This is a genomic window from Pseudarthrobacter sp. 05T312 (assembly GCF_056396685.1).
This window is the reverse complement of record NZ_JBFTLY010000001.1, coordinates 106,360-129,246: the sequence shown is the minus strand read 5'-3', so window position 1 is coordinate 129,246 and position 22,887 is coordinate 106,360. Positions and strand designations below refer to the sequence as shown.

The following is a 22,887-nucleotide window of genomic DNA, read 5'->3' as shown; positions in this document are numbered from 1 at the left end:
TCACTAAATCCCCTCTCCGGGATACTGTCTGCCCAAGTTCCTGCCAAGTGCATATTCGTTGAAGTGTCGCCCGGAGACAGCTTTGAGGTAGCCTCGACCCGTTTGAAGGGTTCGCCAACCTTGAATATTCGAACTAGTTTCAGGCCGGGACAAAGTGATGACGAAAGCCCCCTTCAGAACTCTAAGAACCCCCTCAACAGCCAATCGAAGCGTGGCGCGGCTATTGGATTCAAGCATCAGACGGGCTCGTAACTGTCCATTCCTAAGATCGCGCTGCCTCATCCACTGGGGGGTAGTACGCGCTCGAGGGACCGTTTCTACGACTGACGCCTTAGCAGCCCACACACATCTCCCTCCTTGCCTTCGCAGACGATTGAAAAGTTCGATATCGGATCCTCCGGTAAGCGAGTATTGTTCGCTGAATCGGAGCGCCGCCGAACCATGAAACCAGGTTGCGTCCACAAGCGTGTTTCCTGTGGCTACGTCTTCCACAGGCGAATGGTCGGCCCTGTCGGGCGTGTAGAAATGCGGCACCGCGTTGGCGAGGTGTTCAAATCCATCGGGAAGTTCGAAACGGACGGGCCCCGTTACAACATCGGCGGAAGTCTCCTTCCATGTCGAAACCAGTTGAGAAAGCCAGTGTGGCGGCGCAACCTCGTCATCGTCAATAAAAACCAGTGCTCGGGGTTGGAATACCGCGGCCGCTTCGATGCCGGCATTCCGGGCAGCCGCGATACCCGGTTTCGGTTCGTGCACATAGGTGACCAGGCTCGCAAATTCCTTAGTCGTGGTTTCAGCTGAACCGCTAGGATCGTTGTCTACTACAACCACGTGGAATTTCATCTTCCCGAGATCCTGCTGATGTTCGATGCTGTGAAGTAGTGCCTTCAACATCTCCGGCCTTTGGAAGGTGGCCACAGTTACCACAAGGTCAAAATTTTGTGACATTTAACTAAGCATCTTTCTAAATTGAATATCCGCGATGTCGCGTCATTGCCACATGACAAATTGTGCGAACAATTAAAAACGAACTAAGGTCTAACCGAGCGTGGGCGAAATCCTATTTCTCATTTTCATAACGTTGAAAAATGACGCGGATTCTTTCTGCGAATGCCTGTTGGTTGAACTTTTGAGCGAACAGTGCTCTTGCGTTGTTGCCAGCATTGACCAAATCCTCGGCACTGAGAGTTTCTAGGCAAGCGGTCCATTCCTCGCTGACCCCAGGAGTCAACAGCCAGCCTGTTACCTTATCTTCTACTATTTCCTTCAGGCCCCCAGACCGACTGGCCAGTACCGCCCTGCCGTAGGCGGCGGCTTCGATGGCAATCGTAGGCAACGGGTCGGGATTTACACTCGGAACAAGAACGGCGTCACAGTTAAGCAGGGCCGTCTTTATATCTTCTACATGCCCGCATATCTTCACCGTCTCCCTGTTCGGCATTCTTTCAACAATCGCTCGGACGTCAACAGACTGTCCCACCTCAGGTGGACCGCCGTACACATGTAGTTCCACGTCAGCGCGCTTCAGGTTGGACCACGCCTTTAGTAGAGCCTCGTGCCCCTTCCAAGCGTTCCAACGACTTGCTAAGACGAATCTCAGCTTTTGCCCAGTTACTTGAAGTTCTCCTGTGGGAAGATCAAAGCCGTTGTAAATCACGACGCTGCGACTTCTACTGCCCACGGGCAGGGCATCCCTGACAGCTTCACTTACGCCAATTATCAGTGATGCGAAAATCAAGAAAGGCTGCAGCACAAACTTTGTTATGCCGGAGAGATATTCATGGAGATGTAGAACCACCGGCTTACCGCCCATCCGTCCCAATGGTGCTACAGACGCAAGGGCGGAAGTGTTGATGTAGAGCAAGTCGAAGTCTGCTGATCTAAGATGTTTCGTGACAGTCACCATGCGAGGTAAAAGTTTCAAGATACCTCGGGCATTAAAGTAACTGCGCCTCAGAACGGGAAGATCTATGAACGCTACAGGTATTGACCGGGCCTCTAGTTCTCGCCTGAGACGGTCACCTGGATAACGTATATCTGTCGGTAACCAAACTTCAGCGCAGTAGTGCAGAGGAAGGGCATCGATAATCGCCAAAAGCACCTTATCGGCACCGTAGAGCTCATTAGACGGGTGGACGAACAGGACTTTCATGCTGCTCACCGGGACCCAATGGCGCGCGCAGGGACTCCTGCGACTATTGCCCTGGGAGGAATAGACTTAGTCACTACAGCGCCGGCAGCCACAATTGCGCCCCGACCAACCGTTACACCAGCTGTTATAGTTACGCCGCTTGCGATCCAGCAGTCATCTTCAATGACTATAGGAGACCAAGCAACACCCTGGCTCTTTATGTCGTCGCTGCCCTCAAAGTTGTGATTTTCAGAGAACATCCGAACCCCAGGGCCAAGCATGACGTTCTCGCCTATAGTGATTCCCCCCGAACATCCTACATAACACTGCGGGCCAATACTTGAATTCGCGCCGACGGAAAGCCCAACGCCTATTTCTCGCGAATAGTAGCTACTGGGCCTAATCATGGTTTGCGCACCGATGGAAACCTGATCTCCGAAGCTAATGCCTTCGCGAGATAGTCCCTGGATCTCAGCGCCGTCTTCCACAACGTTATTAGCGCCTAGACGAATGAAGCTTCTGTTTCGAATAGTAACGCGACGTCCGACTAGGGGCACACCGCGGCATTCGGACAGCTGAGGCATCAACAGTACTCCTCGAAGAGCCATGCCTGCGACTTTCCATGCTAGGGAGAGCGAGATTTTTGCCCAGTCCTGTTCCCGCCCAGCGGACCTTGCTCTAGCGCGCTGTTCACTGCCTAATTTTCTGAAGACGTCCAACGAATAAGTCCTTGATAGCGAGAGTTGCCAGTGAGGGTCAAGCCATAATCGCGGCTTTATCGGCTCATTTGCCGTGTATCTGACTTGCTCAGAATTGCATTTTGCGTGATCGACATGAGGGCATCGTTATATGCACCGCACACTAACTCCCAGCTGTAAAAGCTCCGAGCACGTTCGACCGCGCCAGCGCTTAGGGTCGACTGCAGCTCCGGTGAGCCCATCAGTTCACTAACGGAATCCACAATGCTCCCTTCAGTCGGCTGAGCATATGTAGCTGTGTCCGAAAGCACTTCCCGATTGTAAGTCGTATCCCGTGCGACTACAGGGGCTCCACAGGCCATGGCTTGAACCAGAGCCGGATTGGTTCCGCCAACACTGTGGCCGTGGAAATAGGCGCCTGCGTGCTGCCATAACGCGAACAACCGCCTGTCATCACTTATATGCCCAAGCCAATGCACCTTTTCACTCGCCTCGGACAACGCGCGTGCCGCCTCGTCTAGTTCTCCACCGAAGCCGGAGGAGCCGACTATCACGACATCCCAAGCTTTAGCGAGCTCCTTAGCTGCCTCAAAAAACTCGAGGACCGTGTTTTCCGGCACAAAGCGAGCGACCATCAATACGTAGCCTCTGCTGCGTAATCCCTCTTCCACCGGGAGCGACGGCGGCACGTCGCCTCCATAGGGAATGAACTTACTCGATACTCCGTAGCGTTCGCGCCATATGCGCTGTATCTCCACGGCGTCACAGATGAGCAGGTCAGCAAATTTGGCAGTGAAAAAAGCGCCAGCTTTGAAAACCAACTTGGCTGCCTTTCCCCACTTGTCTCTCTCCCACTCGATGCCATCCACATTTACGACAGTTTTAATTCCTCGTAGCCGCAGCAAAGGAAGCCAGAATCCGTTAGCAACATTCATGACCAACGCGACGTCGGGTCTTTTGATCATTGCATTCAGAACGGACGTCAGCCCGTAGGACATCGTGCTAAGGGCGCGGGTATTCAGTCCCAACGTCAGCACGGACCGAATCCTGTGGTCCGCGTGTCCTGGATCGCGCTCAACCGAACCATCTCGTCCGTAGACAGTCACGTCCCACTCAGCATCGGCGAGATACGGTGCCAGACGACGAACTGCCGTTTCAAAGCCTCCGTAATAACTCGGATATCCTCGTGTCCCTATAATCGAGACCTTCTTCATGAATACTTTTCCTTACGACGCGCATAGATGTTAGATACGGCATTTCCGAGCGAAAACTGTGGTCAGCCCCCAGGGGGCGGCGTAGATGTTTCGCTTTTACGCATCATTGGCGCAATTTTAGTTGTAACTACATAGAAGATTATCAACAGGCCTAGCGGCTTCGAGATTCTTGTTTCAACAATTGAGTAAATTCCAAGAACTGTGACAATCACCAAGGGAAAAACGGCAGAGATAGTGGCCCTCGTCGTGAGTAAGAGCCTCAACCAAGCGAGCCCCTTTAGCAGGGAAATAAACACGCATACACCAAATGACGCTAATCCGAGTATCCCGACCTGAATTAGTACGTCTAAGTAGCTATCGTGGGAGTGGTAGATGCGGTAGTTGAATTGACGAGCAACCCAGTCCGCCACATAGCTGCCATCCAGCCAGACCGCATCCCATCCATACCCTAGCCAGGGACTGTGGCTCCACGCCTCCACCACATAAGGCCATATAGTCGTTCTTCCAGTCAGAGTTTCGTCCCTACCAAGCAAGCCAGTCACGGTGGCAAATTGGGTGGGAATGAACCAGAAAGCGAACGCTGTGATGAGAAGGTAGTAGGTAATAATGAAGGGGCGCAGACGGGCGTTTACTTTTGGCATAATTCGGAAACCAACCGCCAAGGCTACGCCTATAACCGACATGGCCAAAGCCGTGCTTGACGCGGACCATGCGACCCCAAGGGCAAACAAAAGCAGTGCCATGATGCCGTATCCTCGGCGCCCTTTTAGCATGAGCCTAGGGGTAGAACACAAGGCGACCAGACCAACGGTCATAACGTAGCCCATCTGATTGCGATGTTCATATATTCCCCGGAGCGATCCATACTTGTACGTCTCGTTCACCAGGCCAAGGTCGGGCCGCAGTACAGACAGAATGATCGAGGCGGCCAATGCCGCACCGGCCCCCAGCGCGATGCCCTCGACGAGGGCTGGCAGCTTCACCTTTGCAGCGAATAAGACACTCAACGCAAAAACAGAGGCGAGGGAAATAGTTCCCGTAATGGTCTCATCTGGGAGAATGCTCCAACCAGATGAGGCAGCCGCGATACCAACGAATGTGAACGGGGCTAATGCCCACCATGCCATGGCGGAGCTCTTGTCCCGCAGAAGCGTGACCACGGCTATAACCAGAAGGACACCTATCGGAAGGATGCCGTGATTTGTTGTCAGGGCTGTTGGTTCGGAGGTAATAAAAAACGCGGCAGCCACTAAAACCACATGCTTGCGTCGGGCTACTCCAGAGATCCCAGATAAATCAGACTCAACCTTCGGAGCAACCCCAAGCGACGGGTGGACCATTCTGGCTCCTATTCACAGGCTTTCCACGAGAGGATAGTGGACGGTTAGTTGCGCGCCGCACTTGGCCAGGAGTAACCACGAGTCATCATAAAAGTTCACCGAGACCCCCCGAGTCCAACAGAAGGATATCCCATCCAAGCTCCTAGTCGTTTCTGGGTCAGCCGCTCCCGACGAAGGCTTGGGGGTCGACCCCTCAAAAGCGCAGGCTCTTCCACGGGGCAGCGATCACAGAGTACGCCTCGATGCGTCTCGGTCGGCAGGCTGCGTCGGGGACACAGGGAAGGATGAGATGGTCAAGGGACGGCGGAACCGTCACGGCGGGTAGTTCTTTGGCTACCAGCAGGAGGCTACTTTTCGGGATGGGCAAAGCCCTGTCGGCTGCATCAGACGACATACTATTGGCGATTTGTAGCCTGGTTGTATCCTGTTCGGGTCACTCGCCGATTGAGTGTCAACTAGGGTTATGGGGAAAATCACTTGCGGGAAATATCAGATTGGAGGGTCCGAGCGACTCGTACCCTAAGGTTGATCGACGCCCTCGTCGTGATGTGGGCAATAGCCGGAGCCTACGTCTTGAGGTTCGGCGTAGATACGGACACTGCAAGCGAGAATAAAGAATCACCCTATATTTGGCTCTCAATTGTTCTGGCCATCATTTGGTGGTTGATGCTCGGGGCTTGGAACACTAGGCAAAGCCGGATCCTAGGTTCAGGCTCTGAAGAATACAAGAGAGTGGCAGCGGCCTCTCTCTGGTTATTCGGCCTGGTAGCCATATTTTCTTACGTCTTGAGGGTTGATACTGCCCGCGGGTATGTAGGCATCGCGCTTCCGGTAGGTTTGCTGGGGCTCCTTCTCTCCCGATGGCTTCTTCGGCAGCACTTGAGCGTCAAACGCCACGGCGGCGACAACATGTCAAACCTTATGTTGATAGGTGGTCCAGCAGCCGTTGCGCATCTTGCCGGTTCGCTCCTACGCGCCAAACATGCGGGTTACAGACCAATTGCGGCATACACTCCCGGCAGCGTCGAAGACATGCAGTACGAGCCAGCATCCGGGCTGCCAATCTTAGGCCGAAGTACAGATGCAAAATCTATTCTGTCTGCCCTTGATTCGTGTGAAGCTGACGCCGTCGCTATTTCCGCCGGCGTCCAGCTCCACCCGCAGACCTTACGGCACCTTGGCTGGGAATTATCAGCCCGTAATGTAGGACTTATCATGGCACCGGCACTTACCGACATCGCCGGTCCAAGAATCCATACGCAACAAGTGGCAGGGCTCCCACTGATCCACGTGACGACGCCCACTCTCGAGGGAGGTCAGAGGGTTGCGAAGCGGCTGATGGATGTTGTGGTTTCTTTCATTCTTATTGTTGCTTTTCTGCCAATAATGCTGATGTTAGCGTTCCTCATAAAACTGGACAGCCGCGGCCCCGTGCTGTTCCGCCAGGAAAGAGTTGGCCAAGAGGGAACTCGCTTCAAAATGTTGAAGTTTCGGTCAATGGTCGTTGATGCTGAACAGCAGCTAGCCTCGCTTGCGGGAAAGAACGAAGGTAACGGGGTACTCTTCAAAATCCGTAAAGATCCAAGGGTCACTCGTATTGGCGGGCTGCTTCGGCGCTTCAGCTTGGACGAGTTACCTCAACTTCTTAATATCTTGGGTGGGTCAATGAGCTTGGTCGGGCCCCGTCCCCCCCTCCCTCAAGAGGTTGAAGCTTACGAGCACGATGCTCGCCGGCGACTTTTGGTGAAACCCGGACTAACAGGCCTTTGGCAGGTCAGCGGACGATCAGACCTATCGTGGCAGGACTCTGTAAGGTTAGACCTTTATTACGTAGAAAACTGGTCTCTTGCGGGAGATCTGGTCATTATTCTCAAAACCGCCCGAGCGGTCTTCACAAGTACTGGTGCCTACTAGGTTTAGCAAGCGGCCTCTCTACAGACCAGAAAGCTAGCGCACGGTGAGAAATTCCACAACAGGGAGCAACAGGGTGCAACGTAATTATTGGGCCGCTCATCAAAAGACAAAAACACCACGCCATGCAGCCAGAAGATACTTCTTTATTGGGCTGGGTGGCATTTTGCTGATAGGCGTAGCACTATGTGGATGGCTCGGCTTTCGTGCTGCAGTAATCCGGAACGAGTTGCAGTCTGCTATTCAGCTTGTCCCTCCGCTCCGAGAGAGTCTGACGGGCGACGGCAAGGAGCGGGCGACGGAAATAACACAGCAACTCACGGCCCATACAGCAGCAGCTCGTGAGGCTTCAAACGATCCGTGGTGGACTATGGCCTCCGGCCTCCCCTGGCTCGGCAACAACATAAGTGCCATATCTGAGACGGCTCGTTCTGCCGACGACGTTGCGGCCCTCGGCCTCAAGCCGCTTGTACAGGTTTACGATTCATTGGACTGGGAAGTATTGGTCCCAAGTGACTCTGGCGCAGACTTGACTCCCCTAGTGCAAGCGTCCACCAAGGTCAAGGCGTCCGCAGGCGCTGTGCGTCTCTCTGCAGATCGACTAAAAGGTATCGATAACGCCCGGCTCGTTCCGGAAATATCCGAACCGCTAGGTGACGCTAAACAACAATTGACGGAAATAGCAGATGCATTAGACGTAGCGGCTGATGCTGCTCAGATCTCGCCCCAAATGCTCGGAGTAGATGGTCCACGCACCTATCTGCTGATCATCCAAAACAATGCTGAATCCCGAGCTTCCGGAGGCATACCGGGCGCCCTGGCAGCCATGACCGTTGACCACGGGAAGCTGTCACTCGGCATTCAAAGCAGCGCTGGCGATGTCGGAATAATGTCGCCCCCGCTCCCTGTGGATCGACAGCAACAGCAGATCTACTCGGGAAGGCTCGGGAAGTATATGCAGGACGTCAATCTCACTCCCGACTTCCCCACTGCTGCTGCGACCGCTCGAGGCATGTGGGAACAAAAGACCGGACAGCGGGTCGACGGCGTGATTTCCATTGATCCTGTCGTTCTGAGCTACATCCTCCAGTCAACTGGTCCTGTACCCGTGGGAGGACCCGAATTGGCCGCTTTCAAGGCCGCCGGCCTGCCGACCGAGTTAACGGGCAGTAACGTAGTTGCCACGCTCCTCTCCGAGGTTTACGCAAAGGTCCAACAACCCCGACTGCAGGACGCATATTTCGCGGGGGTTGCCAAAGAAGTTTTTTCAGCTTTTTCAAGCGGCAAAGCAGAAGCCAAGGGGCTCATCAACGGCCTTACGCGCGGAGTCGAGGAGAGACGCGTCCTAGTGTGGTCCGCTAACAGCCCGGAGGAAGCGATAATCACGAAATATGCTCTTGGCGGCTCGACTTCGGGTCCGAGCGTATCGGCATCCCAATTTGGCGTCTACTTCAACGACGGGACGGGCGCCAAAATGGACTACTACGTCAAGAGAACCGTCCAATTGATTAAGGACTGCCCTGCAGACGGCTACGAGCAGACTACTGTTCGGATTTCGAGTACGAATACGGCACCCGCGGATGCTTCCACGTCCTTACCTCCGTACGTCACAGGCGGCGGGGCTTTCGGTGTAGCGCCTGGTTCCGTGCAAACCAACATCGTTGTCTATGGCCCCGTCCAGGCTAATGTCGAATCAGCGACTACCAACGGCCAGAAGATTCCGTTCGCACCATATCTGCATGCGATGAGACCTGTAGGCGTTGTAGCACAGCAACTCGCGCCAGGCGAAAGTAAGACGGTCGACTTCACCTTTGGAAAAATCGTTCAGCATACAGAACCTAACGTGGTTGTCACACCCACTGTCCAGCATGTAAAGGACGTTATCTTGCCCACTGAAAACGCATCCTGCAATCTCGGCCAGTGACTGTTGCGTAAACACTATGTAAACCGACTGGATTGAGGTTGGTCACAACCGATCCGGGATGGTACCTTCTATCTGGGATATTTATCCGTAGTTCTGCACATGGTCTCGTGCGGAGGGGACATCTCCCCAAAATCGGGTATCAAAACTTAAACGTCTCCGGGGGGACACACATGAAGAAGACTTTCGCTGCACTCGCGCTTGCAGGCTCCATCGCACTGATCGGCTCGGCACCAGCCATGGCCGCAACCTACCCGGCACTTCCGCCGCAGGCCGCCGTCTCAGATGGCACCGTCGGTCCGGGCGAATCCTTCGTCTTCCGCGGCCAGGGCTTCCGTGCCGGCGAGCCGCTTATCATCACTGTCACGCCGGGCCAGGCTCCTGCCTCCAACGGCGCAGGCGTTGGTAACCGAGCGGTTGCCGCTCGCATCGCCGTCGTGACTGCAGCCCAGAACCTGTCAGCAACTGCCGACGCACAGGGTGCCGTATCCCTGCCCATTTCGATCAGCGAAGCCGGCACCTACTCCATCACCGCAACCGGCACGCAGTCCGGCGTTACCGTCGGTCCCGTCACCGTTACCGTTGCAGCCTCTTTGGCGAACACGGGCGGCAACGCTGCTGGTGCTCCGCTCGCTAACACCGGTCTGGCCAACACCGGTGCCGACTCCGGGCTGATCCTGTGGACCCTCGTGGGCGCAGGTGCACTGGCCGCCGGTGCAACCTCCGTAGTGGTGGTTCGCCGCCGCGCCAAGGCCGAAGTTACTGCCTAGCATTATTGCTCTTTAGCACCAAAAAAGGTGGGTGTATCTCCGGAAACGGAGATGCACCCACCTTTTGCTTTGTGTGGTAGTTATTTGATCATGGGGAAGACAGTGGCACAGAGCACCACTCGAATACGACTTTTCATTTCAGCGCCCCCGACCGCAGGTGATGGCCTACGGACTCCTCGTTCTACTAGCGGCGTGTGCACTGGCCACAACCGTATTCGCCCTTCTACGAACGTCCTGAGGTTCGCTTGACGCCCACTCATAACCGCCGGCATTGGCAGCTGATTCTTGCTGGTATGGCTGTGCCCTTGGCCCTCATCGCGTTTTGGCCGTCACCTGTGGACAAGCCAGTGTCAGGACAGCTCGCGTCAATCTTCGTATTCCTCCACAAACACGGAATACCCAGCTGGTTTAACTACAGTTTTGTAGAGGCATCCGCCAACGTGGTGTTATTCATCCCCTTGGGATTTGCGGCTTCCAAGGCATTTCCCAAAAAAAGCTGGTGGCAAATTGGCGCATTCGGTCTGCTGGTTTCCGGCTGCATTGAACTGGGTCAACAGCTGTTTCTTCACGACCGCTTTGCAAGCCCGTCAGATGTCGTGACCAATACATCAGGTGCTGTCATCGGGGCGTTGCTAGCCCTGTGGGCCACGAAAAAGGGAAGGCCCACCACCTTCCGGCAACAGGCCTTCCCAGAGCGCTAGAAGCCAGACTAACCCACGAAGCCCTTCATCCAGGTTTTCAGGTCCTCACCGAATTCCACGCGCTCGGAAGCCAGGGTGATGACGGCCTTGAGGTAACTCAGCTTGTCACCCGTGTCGTACCGGCGACCCTTGAAAACCACGCCGTAAACACCCGAGCCTTCGCCCTCGCCGGCTGCAAGGGTCTGCAGGGCGTCCGTGAGCTGAATCTCGTTGCCGCGGCCAGGCTCGGTGTTTTCCAGAACGCCGAACACATTGTGGTGCAGTACGTAGCGACCGATAACTGCCAGGTTGGACGGTGCATCAGCAACAGCGGGCTTCTCCACCAGGCTGTTGACGCGGACATAGTCCTCGCCGTCGACGGCAGCGATGTCTGCGCAGCCGTAGGCGCTGATCTGCGACGGATCAACTTCGATCAGTGCGATCACGGAACCGCCAGTCTTCTGCTGCACCTCCATCATGGTGCCCAGCAGGTCCTCAGCCTCGTCGATGAGGTCGTCACCCAGCAGAACGGCAAACGGCTCGTCCCCCACATGCTGCCGCGCGCACAGGACCGCGTGGCCAAGGCCCTTCGCCTCGCCCTGGCGGACGTAGTGGATGGGGCCCAAGTTAGACGCGTATTCCACCATGCCCAGCTTGGTCTTGTCGCCCTTGGCCTCGAGCGCAGCCTCAAGGCCAGGCTCGCGGTCGAAGTGGTCCTCCAGCGCGCGCTTGTTGCGCCCTGTGATCATCAGCAGGTCAGAGAGGCCTGCGTCGATCGCTTCCTCCACCACATACTGGATGGCCGGTCGGTCAACCACCGGCAACATTTCCTTCGGCATTGCCTTGGTGGCGGGCAGGAAGCGTGTTCCCAATCCGGCAGCAGGAATGACGGCTTTGGTAATAGCTTTCCCCGTAGTCATAGCTGAACCTTAACAAATTTGGTGGGTTAACCGGCAATCGGATATGGATCAGGACCGCTTAATCACCGCTGGCTGAGAGCTTGCGGAGGCTTCGCGCGATCCGCGGAAGGGCACGGACGAAGCGCCACCACCGGGCGCAATGTTGCCGGAGTTGTCCAAACAAGGACATGTCTGCGTAGATGTTTCCACTGAGGAAGACCTCCCGCGTGGGGAAGAGCGCCCCCCACAGTAGCCTTGGTTTCTCGCTCCAAGGCGCCTGCAAGATAGCCAAGAGCCGTGCGCTCCCCGGATCCTGCGCTGCCACACGGTTGCGCCACTCCGGAGAGGGCTCCGGCCAGACAACAGTGATACTACTGGGAAGAAGGACTTCCAGGAACGGCCGAACGGCCGCCAGAGAGTTTGTCGCCCGGGCGACCTCCAGGAGTTCCTCTGCCAGGATCTCCCGGCGTGTGAGGTCAGCAAGGTAATCGAGCTCGTGCCGGCAAGCGGGCAGGGCGGGAGAGCGCAGGGCGTGCAGGGCCAAAAACAGGACGCCAAGCTCCCTGCTCGGAACAGTAAGCTGCTGTCCCGCAAGTTCAAGGGTTTCAGTGTTCGCCCATAAGCTTTCGAAGCAGTCGGGCCTTTCCATGCCTGGAAAGCGGAAATGTACGTCTATACAGCACGGCCACTCGGGGTGGTGGACGGTGACGGAGTGCTTTGGGAATGTCCTGCTATCGGGATCGACCGGCCGTTCACGCCAGCCCCGCTCATGCAGTCCCTGCATCAAGTCCTCTAGCCGCACCGGATCAACGACGACGTCCACATCTGCGGATACCTTGGCTTCGCGAAGCCCCTGAAGGACGCTTACCGGTCCCTTGATGAAGAAGGCCCTGATACCCAGGCCGGCCGCCAGACCCGCCACCAGTGCATGGCCCAGGAGAACACCCTCCGGGATCTCGAGCTGGGTTCTACGCGACGCATGGGTCACGGCATACCTACACTCTCGCCCTGCGGCCGCCCGGCGCAGCTTCCAGTGCCGCAAGAACGTCCTCTTCCTCCCCGCCCTGCAAGGACGACATCGTTGGGGAGGGAATGGGGGCAGCTTTATAGGTCCCGTAGTACGAGTAGGCGTCCGTGCCCTTGAGCGGGACGTAATTGAGGACAGCACCCAAGACGCGCCCCTTCACCTTCTCGAGGTTCCCAAGGGACTGGTCCAGCTGCTCCTGGGTGGTCTTGCCAGTGCGGATGACAACGATTGCGCCGTCCGCTGCCCGGGACAGGACAGCAGCATCAGTCACCGGAAGAAGCGGCGGTGCGTCGATGAGGACCACGGCATCCTTCGACAAGGTGGCAAGCATATTCTTCATGGCCCGGGACCCGAGCAGTTCGCTGGGGTTGGGCGGGATCCGCCCCGATCCCAACACCGAGAGGTTCGGCAGGGCTCCCCACGGCTGCAGGACGTCAGCCAGATCGGCCGTGCCCGTGAGCACATCGGTGACCCCGACACCCGGTACAAGGTTAAAAACGTCCACCAGCGTGGGCCGGCGAAGATCGCCGTCGACTACCACGACATTTTCACCCGCTGCCGCCATGGTGACCGCAAGGTTGGCCGTCACAGTCGATTTGCCCTCGGCTTGGAGCGAGCTGGTGACCACGATGACCCGGGGTGGCTGGTCCACGTCCAGAAAGCTGAGGTTGGTGCGCAGTTCGCGGAGAGCCTCCGCCATGGCCCCGCCGGCGTCGTGCAGCTGCGCTGCGGTGCCGGCGTCCACGATGGTGCTCTTCTCGTCCAGCCGGTGGTCTACCGGGAGGGTGCCGATGACGGGGACGCCGAACATCCGTTCAATGTCCGCTGCCCTGCGGATCCGGCGGTCCAGGTGGCGGCGGATGAGTGCGTACGCCAACCCGAGGGCCAAACCGAAGAGGGCGCCGAGCGCCAGGTTAAGCTTGGTGTTAGGTGACGTGGGGCTGGTGGGCAGGACGGCTTTGCCCAGCGGGAGGACGCGGACTGCCGTTGCTGCATCGGCTTGTGTTCCGGCGTCGGGCGTTGCTGCGGCACCGGCAGCCGACTCGGCGGAGGGCGCTGTCTCGATGGCTTCCACCTGCGCTGCAAGGCCATTCACCCAGGCGTCCGCTACCCGCTGGGCGGTGGCGGGATCAGTCGACTGTGAGGTGACCCTGATCTCTGCCGTGTCTAGCGGCACCTTTACGCTGATGCTGCTGAGCAGGGCATCGGCAGTGGTTTTCAGGTCCAAGGCCTGAATAACCCGGTCAGCAACCAGCCGTGATTTTGCCACCGACTCGTAGTTCTTGACCTTGGCCTTGGCGAGGCTGTCGCCGGCCAGTGCGAGGCTCACGTTGTCCGAGCCCGGCGTGACCACAATGCCGCTGGAATCGGAAGAGTAGACCTTTGGCTGGAGAACGGTCCAACCAGCGGCGGCCATTGCGGCCAGCAGGGTGAAGACCACAATGGCCTTCCAGTACGTCCGGAGGACGTTCAAGTAGTCTGCCAGGTCCAGTCCTGGGGATACCTCAGCAGGGGCTGCTGTTGTGCTCATTGTGGGTTCCTAAACTCAAGTAATTGTGCTCGGCGTGCTGGAGATTCAGCTGCCGGCGCGTTCCAGAATCGACTTAGCGACGAGTTGCTCTACGGCTCCTGCGACAGCGCTTCGGTAGCCTTCCGGCTTCCCGTGCACACGTGCCACGTAATCAGTCAGCTGGCCTAGGCTGACAGGGGCAGCGCTGGCTTCCCAGACCGCCGGGCCGATGCCGGACAGGCGCACTATCTGGTTGTCCAGCATGACGAGCAGATCCGTGCCTATGGACACGGCATCCTGCGGAGCGGTGCGGTGAATGCTGCCAGCCGGGGTGTGCGGCTCCCGGACGCCTCGGCCTGCTGCCGGTTTCCAGTCCGTGTGAGCCGCCGGTTGTGGGCGGAAAAGGGGTTCCAGCGCGGCCGGGAGGTCTGCAGCCTCGGTGTAGGTCGCCTGCCACACACCCCCAACGCTTTGGATGAGACGACACAGCGACTGCAGCGGATCCACAACTTCTCCCTGGGAAGACGAATCCGGGATCAGCGCCAGGACCGCGTCTGCCAGCGGTACCCGCTCCAGCACCGGGGCTACCGGCAGGTCCCCTTGGACCCGGTTCAGCAGCACGATCGACTGGATGTAGGGCGACGCGGGCGCCAGCTGAAGTCCAAACTCGTCCGGGGATGCCTGGCGTTTCGGAGTTCCGGCCTCCTGTTTCACGGAAAGCGGCTTGGGATATGGAATCACGGAGCCATCCCAGGCAATGGCCACGGTCTCGTCAGTGACATAGCCATAACTTCTGGCCAGTACGGAGGCCGCGGTGGTCTTTCCCGTTCCCGATTTGGCCACCAGCGCCACCACTGCTCCGGTGGCTGGATGCGCTACCCCGCAGGCGTGGAGCATGGTCAGTTCGCCGGCGTTGGCCATGATGGCGGCAATGGTTAGCCGGGACGTCAGGTTCTCTGCCAGCTCCTCGAAGGAGGCGGCCGCGAGCTGGAACGTTGCCGCCGGATGTTTGGCGGAGGTGCTGGTGACCGAGGCGGTGAAGCGGCTCCCCGGCGTGGGCTCCGGCGGCTCTGGTGGCAGCTGAGGTTCCTCAGTACTGATGCACCGGGCCCATACGGAGCTCATGCTGACCCGCTGCTGCCAGCTGACCGCAGGGCCCCAGCGGACCACGAACTGCTGCCCCAAAACATCCAAGGGCAGAAGATCACTGCCCTTTGCCAGTTCCTCGAGCAGGCGCTGCTCCCAGGCCAGCTCTACGCTTCCCGTGATTCCCGCTGCCATCATGCCGTTAGTGGGAAACGCCGCGGGCAGCCTCGATGAGACGCTGCTCTTCGAGGGTGGCAAGGAAGCTTTCCACCTGGGCCTGCATCTGCCCCGACTGATCCTCGAAGGTTGCCTCAAGCTCGGAGAAAATCTCCTGCTCGCTGCGCCGTCCATCGATCAGATCCCAGATCACGGCAGCAGTGCCTTCCAGAACCACGGGCTGGCTTGCATCGAGGTGCAGGAGTGCAACCCGCGCCCGGGGTTTGGTGCAGACTTCGGCGACCAGGCCGCCACGTTTCCAGACCATCAGGGGTACGTCACGGTCAAAGTGGACGGGACCGCCGTCAAAGTCGTTCCGCTGTTCAGGGTGACTTGTAAGGCAACATCGTAAATGTAGGTGCCCTTGGTTGCCTTGTCGGTATAGCTGAATGAAGAAAGCACGAAAGTTAGCGCATTGGCTCCAGCAGCCGCAGATACGCTCCCTGCAAAAGAGGAGCTTTGCTTGTTTTGCGAAACTGAGTTCGTTCCGCTTCCCTGTGAAACAGCGCCGATAGAAATCAGTGCTTTCTGGTTCTTGTCACGAGCGGTGAAGGTGACGCTGTACGACACCGTGGGACCAGTGAACGAACTGCCCGTTTGAATGGTGAAACTCGTGGGCCCGGAAGCCGACGTTGCCCGAGCCACGGCCAGCGAGGATACCAGTCCCAAGGTGGCAGAAGCGGAAACCGGCGTCCCCGGAGACGCGGCAGCGGCGGGAGCAGCGATGGCGGTGGCAATAACCGGGAGCGACCACGCGACACCCGCGGCGACGCGGCGTCGGCTTATCCCGCCCTTTTCTTCCTGACCGATTTTCTCGTTCAAAACCTCAGACAATTGTGCCCCCAGAGTAGGTTCCCGGATGCGGCTGCCCAGGTGAGACCGGCAGGGCGCATCGACCGGTTTGCCCGGCTTCGCCTACTCTTACGAACGCAAATAAAGATTTCTGAAACGGCCTTGCAAGGTTTACTCAAGAATTCTGCAAGGCTTGATAAAGGGGAATTACTCGGGTTTCGCTCCCCACCGAGTTACGACGGGCTCAACCAACGAGTCCGGTGAACTTCGGCTCGCGCTTCTCCTGGAACGCCCGGAAACCCTCTGCGTAGTCGTCGGTCTTGCAGAGGCGTGCCTGCTCGTCGTTCTCCTCCTGCATGGCCTGCCACAGGCCCAGGCGCTGGTCACGGATGTGCGCCACCAACTCCTTGGACGCAACAAAGGCACCGGTAGCGCCGGCAGCCACCCGCGAAACGATCTCCCGCGTCGAGTCCAGCAACGAGTCGGCCGGCATGGCGCGGCTGAACATCCCCTGCGCCACCGCCTCGGCTCCCGAGATCAGGTCCGCCGTGTAGATCAGGTCCAGCGTCCGGTGCATGCCCAGCCGCTCGGTGAAGTACCAGTGCCCGCCGGAGTCCAGCGTGGCCCCCAGCTTGGCGAACGGCGAGCCGAACTTCGCGTTCTCCGCCACGTACACCACGTCCGTGGCCAGCAGCAGCCCCAGCCCCACGCCCAGGCACGCCCCCTGGGCCGCAGCAAAGGTGGGCGCCGGGAACGCAGCCATCTTCTGCAACAAAGGCTCAACCAGCCCGCCCAGGTACGCCGCGGCGTCATCGTTCTCCGGGGTGACCCCGGCGATGTCCCGGCCCGCGCAGAAGGCCCGTCCCTCTCCCCTCAGCAGGAGTGCCCGCACCTCACCGCGTGAGGCGGCGGCAGCAGCGTCGTCGTACGCCTGCGCTAAATCCCGCAGCGCCTGCTCATCCAGCGAGTTCAGCTTGTGGGGGGCGTCCAGCACTACCTCGGCGATGCCGTTGCTGATGGAAAGGGAAATCATGGGGCTCCTTCTAGTGAAAACGGTTTTAGACGTCGAAGTCGACCGTGACTTCCTTGCTGGCGGGGTGGCTCTGGCAGGTCAGGACGTAGCCCTTGTCCAGCTCATCCTGCTCCAGCGCGTAGTTCTCGTCCATGGTCACGCTGCCGGTGACCACCTTGGCCCGGCAGGTGCCGCACACTCCCCCGGCGCACGCGAACGGCACGTCCGGGCGCACCCGCAGCGCCGCGTTCAGGATCGACTCGCGGGCGTGCGTTGGGCTGGCCACCTCGCCCTGCAAACCGTCCAGCTTGAACGTGATCTTGTACGTCTCCTTGGACTCGTCCACCACCACGGGACGGCCGGCGTGGCCCTCCGGGCGGTCCGGCTTGCCGGAGGTGAACAGCTCGAACCGGACGTTCTCGGGCTTCACACCGCGCTCGGCCAGGGTGTCCCGGCACAGCTGGACCAGCTCGAACGGCCCGCACAGGAACCATTCGTCCACATCGTCCGCGTGCAGGGCGGTGCCCAGCAGCTGCTGCAGCTTCTCCGAATCGATGCGGCCGGAGAGCAGCGGCGCGATCCGCTGCTCGCGGGAGAGCACGTGGTGGATGGCCAGCCGCTGCGGGTACTTGTCCTTCAGGTCCGCCAGCTCCTCCAGGAACATGACGTCCATGGCGGCCTTGTTGGCATAGATCAGGTCGAACCGGGTGTCCGGGTTGGCGGCCAGCAGCGTCCGGGCGATCGCGATCACCGGGGTGATGCCGGACCCGGCCGCGATGGCTACGAAGTTCCCGGCCTCCCCCGCGAGGTCCTCCGGGTGGTTCATGGAGTTCATGACGTTCTGGTCCACGGCCACACCGTCGCGGCCGTGCTTGGACACGAACGCGCCCATGGGGCTCATCACGTCCAGGGTGTCGCCGGCCTTCAGCTCGGCGTTGGCCCACGTGGAGAACAGCCCGCCCAGGTCCTTCTTGATGGCCACCCGGATCTCGCTGGTGCCGTCCGCGAAACTGCGCGGCTCGGCGCAGATGGAGTAGCTGCGGCGGATCTCCTTTGGCTCGCCGTTCTCATCCGGCAGCGTGGTGCGCAGGGCCACGTACTGGCCGGGCAGGTAGTCGAATTTGCCGGCGAGCTCCGCCGGCACATGGAAGCCGACCTCGATGGCATCGTCGGTGAGCCGGCGCACCTCCTTCACGGCCAGGGAATGGAAGGACGGACGACGGCGGCCGGTCACCTCAGCCTCTTCGGCGGCGGTCTGGCGGACAACAGGCATGGGGGTTCCTTACAGGACTTTGAAGTAGTCGAACGGTTCCTTGCAGTCCTGGCACACATACAGCGCCTTGCAGGACGTGGAACCGAAGCGGGTGAGTTCCTTGGTGTTGAGGCTGTTGCACTGCGGGCACTTCACGGCCAGGCTCAGCCGGACGGGGCCGGAGTGGCCGCCAGCCTTGCTGTTCCCGGTGGGCGGGGCGATGCCGTACTGCTGCAGTTTCTGCTTTCCGGCCTCGGTCATCCAGTCCGTGGTCCACGCCGGGGCCAGGACCAGGTCCACGTGCACGTCCTGGTAGCCCTCCTTCTTGAAGGCGGTGTAGAGGTCGTCACGGATGGCGTCCATGGCCGGGCAGCCCGAATACGTGGGCGTGATGGTGACGGTGACTTTGTTATCTGTCACCTCCACGTCCCGCAGGATGCCGAGGTCCGCGATGGTGAGCACCGGGATCTCCGGATCGCAGACGGTGGCCGCGATGTCCCACGCGTCCTGCTGCGGGGTGCGGGTGCGGGACTCGAAGTCAGAGATGTACACGGCGGTCACCAGCTGGCTCCGGGATGTTCACGGGCCAGCACCTGCATTTCGGCGAGGATGTAGCCCAGGTATTCCGAGTGCTTGCCGTACCGGCCGCCGCCCGGGGCAGCGGGCACGTCCGGAACCTCGGTTTCGGCTTCGGCCAGGACCTCGGCGATGAGGCGGTCGAAGTCTTCCCGCAGGCTGGAAGGCGCGACGGCGGCACCCGCCCCAGCGAGGCGCTGCGTCAGGTCATCGTCCTGGAACAGTTCGTTGACGTACGGCCACATGGTCCGCAGGCCGTGGATCATCCGGGTGCGCGATTCGTCCGTGCCGCCGGCGAGGCGCAGGACCCACTGGGTGCTGTGGTCGCGGTGGTAGTCCACTTCCTTGACGGCCTTGGCGGCGATGGCGGCCAGGGTGGCGTCCGTCGACTCGGTCAGGCGGCGGTACAGCTCGTACTGGTAGTAGCTCACCACGAACTGGCGGGCAATGGTGGCCGCGAAGTCGCCGTTGGGCTGCTCGAACAGCTGGACACTGCGGAACTCGTGCTCGCGGCGGAAGTAGGCCAGGTCATCCTCGTACCTGGCCGTGCCGTCCTCGTTGGGCATGCCGGCGCCGGCGTAGGTGAGGAAGCTGCGGGCGTGGCCCAGCTGGTCCAGGGCGATGTTGCCCAGGGCGATGTCCTCCTCCAGCTCGGGTGCGCGGGAGATCCAGTGGCCCAGGCGCTGGGCGAGGATCAGGGCGTCATCGCCCAGGCGGAGGGCGTACTCGGCGACGTCTTCCGTGGGCTTGGCGAGGCCGGTCTTGACCTCGAGCGCGATGTCCTCCGGGCGGAGGGCGTTGCCGGGGGTGATCCGGGTGGCTGAGGCGTTGGCTTCGCTCACAGGTGCTTCACTCCCTCGCTCTTGGTGTAGTACGTGGCGTGCCGGTAGTCCTTGCCCTGGGGCGACTCGAAGAAGGAACCTTTGGAGTCGGGGTCGCTCGCGGCGATGGCGTCGGCCGGCACAACCCAGATGGACACGCCCTCGTTGCGGCGGGTGTACAGGTCCCGCGCGTTGCGGAGGGCCATGGCGGCGTCCGGTGCGTGCAGGCTGCCGGCGTGGACGTGGCTCAGGCCGCGGCTGGACCGGACGAAGACCTCCCAGAGGCCCCAGGTGGAGCGGTCGTGGTGATCCGGGGCCGGGCTGGCCTTGGGGGCTTCGCGGTTGATCTCGGTGGCCGAGCTGGCGGGGGTTTCCGGGTTGCCGTGCGGGCTCATGCTGCGTATTCCTTCGTCTTCTTTGACTGTTTTGCTGCGTAGGCGGCTGCTGCCTCGCGGACCCAGGCGCCGTCGTCGTGCGCTGCCCGCCGGCGCTCAAGGCGCTGGGCGTTGCAGGGACCGCGGCCGGCCAGGACTTCGTGGAACTCGTCCCAGTCCAGGGGACCGTGCTCCCACTTCTTGGTGTCCTCGTTGAAGCGGATCTGGTCATCCGGGAGGTTGAGGCCAAGGACCTTGACCTGCTCCACCATCATGCCCACGAACCGGCTGCGGAGCTCGTCATTGCTGAACCGCTTGATGTTCCAGGCCATGGACTGCTTGGAGTTGGGGGAATCGTCATCCGGCGGCCCGAACATCATCAGGGCCGGGGCGTACCAGCGGTTCACCGCGTCCTGGGCCATCTGCTTCTGCTCGGGGGTGCCGTTGGAGAGTTCCAGGAGGATCTCGAAGCCCTGGCGCTGGTGGAAGGACTCTTCCTTGCAGACGCGCACCATGGCGCGGCCGTAGGGGCCGTACGATGCCCGGCACAGCGGGACCTGGTTGCAGATGGCTGCGCCGTCCACCAGCCAGCCGATGGCACCCATGTCCGCCCAGGTGCGGGCCGGGTAGTTGAAGATGCTGGAGTAGCGGGCCTTGCCGGCGATGAGGTCGTCCATCATCTTGTCCCGGGACTGGCCCAGGGTTTCCGCTGCCGAGTAGAGGTAGAGACCGTGGCCGGCTTCGTCCTGGACCTTGGCCATGAGGATGGCCTTGCGCTTCAGGCTGGGGGCGCGGGAGATCCAGTTGGCTTCCGGCTGCATGCCGATGATCTCGGAGTGCGCGTGCTGCGAAACCTGGCGCAGGAGCGTCTTGCGGTACGCCGCCGGCATCCAGTCGCGGGGCTCGATGCGCGAGTCCTCGGCAATGATCCGGTCGAAGTGGGCCTGGCCTGCGGCGTCCTCTTCCGGGGTTAGCTCAGCCGGCACTGACTGCAAGTTCTGCGCTGCCATGGTTGCTCCTATGCAAAGACCTGTCGGGCGTCTCGGAATTATTTACCGACCGTTCGTTCAGGATATGCGGGAGCGTGCGCAGGCGTCAAGCGTGTCCCCCTCATTCAACGCCCCATCACCTCCCGCCCACTCTCCACCAACGCCCCATCACCTCCCGCCCGCTTTCCACCAACGCCCCATCACCTCCCGCCCGCTTTCCACCAACGCCCCATCACCTCCCGCCCGCTTTCCCCCAACGCCCCATCACCTCCCGCCCGCTTTCCCCCAACGCCCCATCACCTCCCGCTCGCTTTCCACCAACGCCCCATCACCTCCCGCGGGGTGGCGCGGGCCGTCGTCGCCGGGAAAGCCGTCAACTCTGGATTGCCTGTTGGTCCGGGGCATACAATGACCACGCCTCAGTGGCCCTGCACAGCGAAACACTCCATGGTCCGGCGTTCCGGCGCCGGCGACAGCCGCAACGCCTGCGCGCGGCTCCCTAACCGACGTACATCGGCTTCCCGTGCTGGGACTGGGATGGCCACCGTGAGATGGATGGTCATGAAACGGCTCCTGGCACTGCTGGCTGCACTGGCGTTAACCTGCCTTGTCACCCCCACTGTGGGCACCAGCCCCGCTGTGGCCGCGCCCGGACCGTGCATCGGAGCGCCTCCCGCCGATGGCAGCACCTATGCGGAGACCAGGCAGTTCGTGGATTCCCAGGCCTGGTGGATGCCCGACGTTGACCAGGCCAGCAACTCGATCACCAACAACGGCCACGTCCATCTGGGGGCGTGCATCCCCGAACGAGAAACGCTGAGTTCGGGCAGCCTGACCGTGAATGTGCGGGTGATCCTCCATGACAATCCCGGCATGGCCGATTACGTCTCCATGGTGTTCCTGACCTCCACCAGCGAAACCGCGGTGCAGAAGTGCTACCTGCGGGCCGCGGCAGCCAACTTCACCTGCCCCGGCCCGTCCGGCTCGGGCGGCGGCGACCTTGTGTGCAGCGGGACCTGCGAGCGCTGGCTGACGTTCTCCCGCCCCATCTCGGCGTTCAAGCATTCGGGCCTGCAGGAGGTCCACCTTCGCGCATTCGTGCCGGAACCGGACGGCAACGAAATGCGGGCAAGCCTCAACTGGCAAACGGACATCCAGAACGGAAAATCCAAGTCCGACACCACCCGCTACCCGTTCCTGCGCGGCAAGGGCTGGTACACCCACTCCGGGTACTGCGAGGCCTCGGTCCGCAGCGTCCCCCTTCCCGACGCCCCGGTATCCGGCGTCTGGACTCCGGCCGTGGCCCTGAGCACCCACCCCAACGACTCGCTCCCGGCGACGCACTCGTTCATCTCCATCGACCCCGACTTCCACGCCGATCCGCCCAACCCCGGAACCCTCCTGTGGGATTCAGCGGGCCCCTACGGACGCGGGACCTTCGGGTCAGCGCCCATCGCAATCGACACCAGGACGCTGTCCAACGGGGTGCACAAGCTGCACCTTCGCACGTCGTGCCGGGACAACAAGCTGGGCTCGACAAACTCCGGGGTGACGGTGGTTCCGTTCACCGTGGCCAACTAAAGCAGCCCGGTTCCACCTGCGGGACGGCCGCCGAGCCCGGTCGGTGTGGTGCGCCGGCTGACCGTGGTGCGGGCCGTCGTCGTGCGT

The 22,887-nt window shown here is 60.3% G+C and carries 22 protein-coding genes; 5 read left to right on the top strand and 17 right to left on the bottom strand.

Annotated elements, in window-relative coordinates; translation table 11 throughout:
- Nucleotides 1–3: 3 nt before the first annotated feature.
- The 5 genes from AC1DIP_RS00675 to AC1DIP_RS00655 all read right to left on the bottom strand — a co-directional run bounded on the left by AC1DIP_RS00675 (nt 4) and on the right by AC1DIP_RS00655 (nt 5,383).
- Complete coding sequence (locus tag AC1DIP_RS00675; protein WP_477732484.1) at nt 4–948, bottom strand: glycosyltransferase family 2 protein; 945 nt, start codon at nt 946–948, stop codon at nt 4–6.
- 112 nt (nt 949–1,060) lie between these two features.
- A complete protein-coding gene (locus tag AC1DIP_RS00670; RefSeq protein WP_307359305.1) occupies nt 1,061–2,152 on the bottom strand; it encodes a glycosyltransferase family 4 protein in 1,092 nt (363 codons plus the stop codon).
- A gap of 5 nt (nt 2,153–2,157) precedes the next feature.
- Entirely contained in the window at nt 2,158–2,391 is a 234-nt protein-coding gene (locus AC1DIP_RS00665; RefSeq protein ID WP_307494157.1) for a DapH/DapD/GlmU-related protein, read from the bottom strand.
- A gap of 515 nt (nt 2,392–2,906) precedes the next feature.
- On the bottom strand, nt 2,907–4,043 hold the full coding sequence (locus AC1DIP_RS00660) for a DUF1972 domain-containing protein (protein WP_307359307.1): 1,137 nt from the start codon (nt 4,041–4,043) through the stop codon (nt 2,907–2,909).
- Between the two features lie 62 nt (nt 4,044–4,105).
- Nucleotides 4,106–5,383, bottom strand: a complete 1,278-nt coding sequence (locus AC1DIP_RS00655) for an O-antigen ligase family protein (protein WP_307359310.1) — start codon at nt 5,381–5,383, stop codon at nt 4,106–4,108.
- A 525-nt stretch (nt 5,384–5,908) separates the two neighbouring features.
- Here AC1DIP_RS00655 and AC1DIP_RS00650 point away from each other — a divergent pair.
- The 4 genes from AC1DIP_RS00650 (at nt 5,909) to AC1DIP_RS00635 (ending at nt 10,686) form a co-directional block, all read left to right on the top strand.
- Complete coding sequence (locus tag AC1DIP_RS00650; protein ID WP_477732483.1) at nt 5,909–7,297, top strand: sugar transferase; 1,389 nt, start codon at nt 5,909–5,911, stop codon at nt 7,295–7,297.
- Nucleotides 7,298–7,370: 73 nt separating this feature from the next.
- Nucleotides 7,371–9,218: a DUF4012 domain-containing protein gene (locus AC1DIP_RS00645; protein WP_477732482.1), complete on the top strand. Its 1,848-nt coding sequence runs from the start codon at nt 7,371–7,373 to the stop codon at nt 9,216–9,218.
- A 170-nt stretch (nt 9,219–9,388) separates the two neighbouring features.
- Nucleotides 9,389–9,985 (top strand): LPXTG cell wall anchor domain-containing protein, encoded by a 597-nt coding sequence (locus tag AC1DIP_RS00640; protein ID WP_307359313.1) that lies wholly within the window; start codon nt 9,389–9,391, stop codon nt 9,983–9,985.
- Between the two features lie 347 nt (nt 9,986–10,332).
- On the top strand, nt 10,333–10,686 hold the full coding sequence (locus AC1DIP_RS00635; protein ID WP_307359315.1) for a VanZ family protein: 354 nt from the start codon (nt 10,333–10,335) through the stop codon (nt 10,684–10,686).
- 8 nt (nt 10,687–10,694) lie between these two features.
- Here AC1DIP_RS00635 and galU read toward each other — a convergent pair whose 3' ends face one another.
- From galU to paaA, 12 genes are all read right to left on the bottom strand, one after another.
- Complete coding sequence (gene galU / locus AC1DIP_RS00630) at nt 10,695–11,585, bottom strand: UTP--glucose-1-phosphate uridylyltransferase GalU (protein ID WP_477732481.1); 891 nt, start codon at nt 11,583–11,585, stop codon at nt 10,695–10,697.
- Nucleotides 11,586–11,643: 58 nt separating this feature from the next.
- The gene (locus tag AC1DIP_RS00625; protein WP_307359319.1) at nt 11,644–12,552 is read right to left on the bottom strand and encodes a nucleotidyltransferase family protein; all 909 of its coding nucleotides are present in this window, start codon (nt 12,550–12,552) and stop codon (nt 11,644–11,646) included.
- Between the two features lie 7 nt (nt 12,553–12,559).
- Nucleotides 12,560–14,122: a tyrosine-protein kinase domain-containing protein gene (locus AC1DIP_RS00620; RefSeq protein ID WP_307359321.1), complete on the bottom strand. Its 1,563-nt coding sequence runs from the start codon at nt 14,120–14,122 to the stop codon at nt 12,560–12,562.
- 45 nt (nt 14,123–14,167) lie between these two features.
- On the bottom strand, nt 14,168–15,385 hold the full coding sequence (locus tag AC1DIP_RS00615) for a hypothetical protein (RefSeq protein WP_307359322.1): 1,218 nt from the start codon (nt 15,383–15,385) through the stop codon (nt 14,168–14,170).
- Nucleotides 15,386–15,389: 4 nt separating this feature from the next.
- Nucleotides 15,390–15,671: a PqqD family protein gene (locus AC1DIP_RS00610; protein WP_307359324.1), complete on the bottom strand. Its 282-nt coding sequence runs from the start codon at nt 15,669–15,671 to the stop codon at nt 15,390–15,392.
- Nucleotides 15,671–16,225, bottom strand: coding sequence for a hypothetical protein (locus AC1DIP_RS00605; RefSeq protein ID WP_307359327.1), 555 nt, complete (start codon nt 16,223–16,225; stop codon nt 15,671–15,673). Before AC1DIP_RS00605 ends, AC1DIP_RS00610 begins: the two co-directional genes overlap by 1 nt.
- 214 nt (nt 16,226–16,439) lie before the next feature.
- Entirely contained in the window at nt 16,440–17,228 is a 789-nt protein-coding gene (locus AC1DIP_RS00600; RefSeq protein ID WP_307359330.1) for an enoyl-CoA hydratase/isomerase family protein, read from the bottom strand.
- A 25-nt stretch (nt 17,229–17,253) separates the two neighbouring features.
- Nucleotides 17,254–18,480: a 1,2-phenylacetyl-CoA epoxidase subunit PaaE gene (gene paaE / locus AC1DIP_RS00595; protein WP_477732480.1), complete on the bottom strand. Its 1,227-nt coding sequence runs from the start codon at nt 18,478–18,480 to the stop codon at nt 17,254–17,256.
- Between the two features lie 9 nt (nt 18,481–18,489).
- Nucleotides 18,490–19,011, bottom strand: coding sequence for a 1,2-phenylacetyl-CoA epoxidase subunit PaaD (paaD, locus tag AC1DIP_RS00590; protein WP_477732479.1), 522 nt, complete (start codon nt 19,009–19,011; stop codon nt 18,490–18,492).
- 5 nt (nt 19,012–19,016) lie between these two features.
- Nucleotides 19,017–19,877: a 1,2-phenylacetyl-CoA epoxidase subunit PaaC gene (gene paaC, locus AC1DIP_RS00585; protein WP_477732478.1), complete on the bottom strand. Its 861-nt coding sequence runs from the start codon at nt 19,875–19,877 to the stop codon at nt 19,017–19,019.
- Complete coding sequence (paaB, locus tag AC1DIP_RS00580; protein WP_255173088.1) at nt 19,874–20,251, bottom strand: 1,2-phenylacetyl-CoA epoxidase subunit PaaB; 378 nt, start codon at nt 20,249–20,251, stop codon at nt 19,874–19,876. The genes paaC and paaB overlap by 4 nt, the downstream gene beginning before the upstream one ends.
- On the bottom strand, nt 20,248–21,240 hold the full coding sequence (gene paaA, locus AC1DIP_RS00575; protein WP_477732477.1) for a 1,2-phenylacetyl-CoA epoxidase subunit PaaA: 993 nt from the start codon (nt 21,238–21,240) through the stop codon (nt 20,248–20,250). Before paaA ends, paaB begins: the two co-directional genes overlap by 4 nt.
- Nucleotides 21,241–21,780: 540 nt before the next feature.
- Here paaA and AC1DIP_RS00570 point away from each other — a divergent pair.
- Nucleotides 21,781–22,800, top strand: coding sequence for a hypothetical protein (locus AC1DIP_RS00570; protein WP_477732476.1), 1,020 nt, complete (start codon nt 21,781–21,783; stop codon nt 22,798–22,800).
- Nucleotides 22,801–22,887: the final 87 nt, after the last annotated feature.